Annotated in this window: 2 protein-coding genes; both read left to right on the top strand. The window is 70.6% G+C overall.

Translation table 11 applies throughout. The annotated features are described in order from the left end of the window. Positions 1-102: 102 nt before the first annotated feature. Positions 103-1,704, top strand: coding sequence for a sigma-54-dependent Fis family transcriptional regulator (locus BIS11_RS15895; protein WP_253425676.1), 1,602 nt, complete (start codon positions 103-105; stop codon positions 1,702-1,704). Then, positions 1,701-2,159 (top strand): type VI secretion system-associated protein TagO (locus BIS11_RS15890; RefSeq protein WP_253425679.1); only part of this gene is annotated, 459 nt, incomplete at its 3' end. The genes BIS11_RS15895 and BIS11_RS15890, both read left to right, overlap by 4 nt.

Genomic DNA, 2,159 nt, shown 5'->3' with positions numbered 1-2,159 from the left:
GGGCGCTTCTGGAGCGCATGGCCCGCCGCGAGACGGTATCGCGGGTGGTGCTCGGCGTCGACGCCGAACGCAAGACCTTCGACGCGGAGGTCTCGTGACGCCATGACGCTCGTCGCCCGCTCCTCGAACGACCTGCCGGCGCCGGCGCCGGCGCTGGCGGCGATGCCGCTGGCACTGACGCTGGTGGAGAGCGCCTCGCTCGAGGCGCTGCGCCGCCAGGCGGCCGAGCTTCTGCGCCGCCAGCTGGGGCTTGCGATGGTGGAGTGCCTGTACATCGACGGCAGCGGGCGCTGGGTGGGGCGCGACGATGCGTCAGAGCGTTTCGACTGCGCCGATTTCAGCCACCCCTACGCCCATGTGATTCGCAGCGACAAGACGCTCGGCCTGACCGTGACGGAGGCCCGCCTGCGCCTGGACCACGACGGGTTCCAGGCGCAGATCGCGTCACTGGGTGCGCGCCAGCGCCTGCAGCTGCGCCCGCTGCGGGCACCGGACGGCCGGCGCGAGTGGCTCGGCGTGCTGCTGCTGGCCGGCGACCCGGCGCTGTTCGAGACGCTGTTCGACGCCCCCGGCATGGTCGCCTTCGAGGCGCTGTTGTGCCGGCTGTGGGCGCGGCTGGCCCGCGAGCACGGCGAGCGCCAGCGCTCCCGGGTGCTCGAGGAGTCGCTCTCCAAGCTCAACGACGGCGCCCGTCGCCAGGCCCTGGCGGATCGCCTGGGCACGCGTCTGCTGGGGCGCTCGAGCGCCATGCAGACGCTGCGAAGCCACGTGGTGCGCGCCGCCGAGACCAACCTGGCGGTACTGCTGCAAGGCGAGACCGGTACCGGCAAGGATCGCGTGGCCCAGGCGATCCACGAGCTCTCGGCTCGCGCCCAGGCGCCGTTCATGGCGATCAACTGCGCGGCGATCCCCGAGACGCTGCTGGAGTCGGAGCTGTTTGGCCACGTCAAGGGAGCGTTCTCCGGGGCAGACCAGAACCGCGAAGGGCTGATCGCCAAGGCCCACGGCGGCACGCTGTTTCTCGACGAGATCGGCGACATGCCGCTGGCGCTCCAGGCCAAGCTCCTGCGCGTGCTGGAGAGCGGCCGCTACCGGCCCCTCGGCGCCAGCGACGAGCGCTGCGCGGATCTTCGCGTGGTGGCCGCCACCCACCAGCCGCTTCGCGAGCAGATCAAGGAGCAGCGTTTCCGGGCGGATCTCTACTACCGCCTGGGACAGTTCCCGATCACCCTGGCACCGCTCGCCGAGCGGCGCGACGACATCGAGATTCTCGCCCAGGCCTTCATCGGCGACTTCTGCGCCCGTGAAGAGCGCGGCGACATGGGGATCACCCCGGCGGCGCTGCGGCTTCTTTACCGGCGTGACTACCCGGGCAACGTGCGCGAGCTCAAGAACGTGATCGACTACGCCTGTGCCATGACGCCTCCCGGCGCGGACATCGGCGTCGATCACCTGCCCTTCGAGCAGCCGCTCGAGAGGCCGTCGGCCGCGACATCCGAAAACGACACGGCGGGCGAGGCCGGGGCGATGGTGCCCAACGAAATCGACGATCTTCGCCAGGCCCTGCGCGAGATCGAATCCTCGATCATTCGCCAGCGGCTGCAGCGCTTCGGCGGCAACCGCGCCCAGGCGGCGCAGAGCCTGGGACTGCCCAAGCGCACGCTGGCGCATAAATGTCAGCTACTGGAGCTGGATACCAAATGAACGTGACGTTTGCAAAACGCCGCTGGCTGTGTGGCGCGCTGTTGACCCTGGGCCTGACGAGCCTCGCCACTGCCCAGCAGCCGGACGCGCTGCTGGAGGAGGCGCGCGGCTGCGCCCAGGAGGGCTCGCGCCTGGAGCGCCTGAACTGCTACGACGCGCTGTTTCTCGACGCCGCGCCCTCCGAGGCGCCGGACGAGCTGCCCGCGCTCTGGTACGCCATCGAGCGCCAGGAGGCCGGTCGCGAGGAGGGCGACATGGGGCTGATCGCCAACCAGACCCAGGACGACATCCTGATCAGCGTGCCGGCGCTCGGGACCACCCCGCCGCGCCCGATCATGGTGCTGGCCTGCGAGAAATGGATCACGCGCTTTCAGCTGCACCTGCCCGAGCCCCTCAACCAGGCCCGGGTGGAGGTGCGCCTGAGCGGTGACAACGGCAGCGTCACCCAGCAGTGG

The organism is Halomonas sp. 707D4 (assembly GCF_024158685.1).
Classification (GTDB): Bacteria; Pseudomonadota; Gammaproteobacteria; order Pseudomonadales; family Halomonadaceae; genus Vreelandella.
Note: the sequence above shows the minus strand (reverse complement) of the source record. Positions and strands in the feature narration are given on the sequence as shown.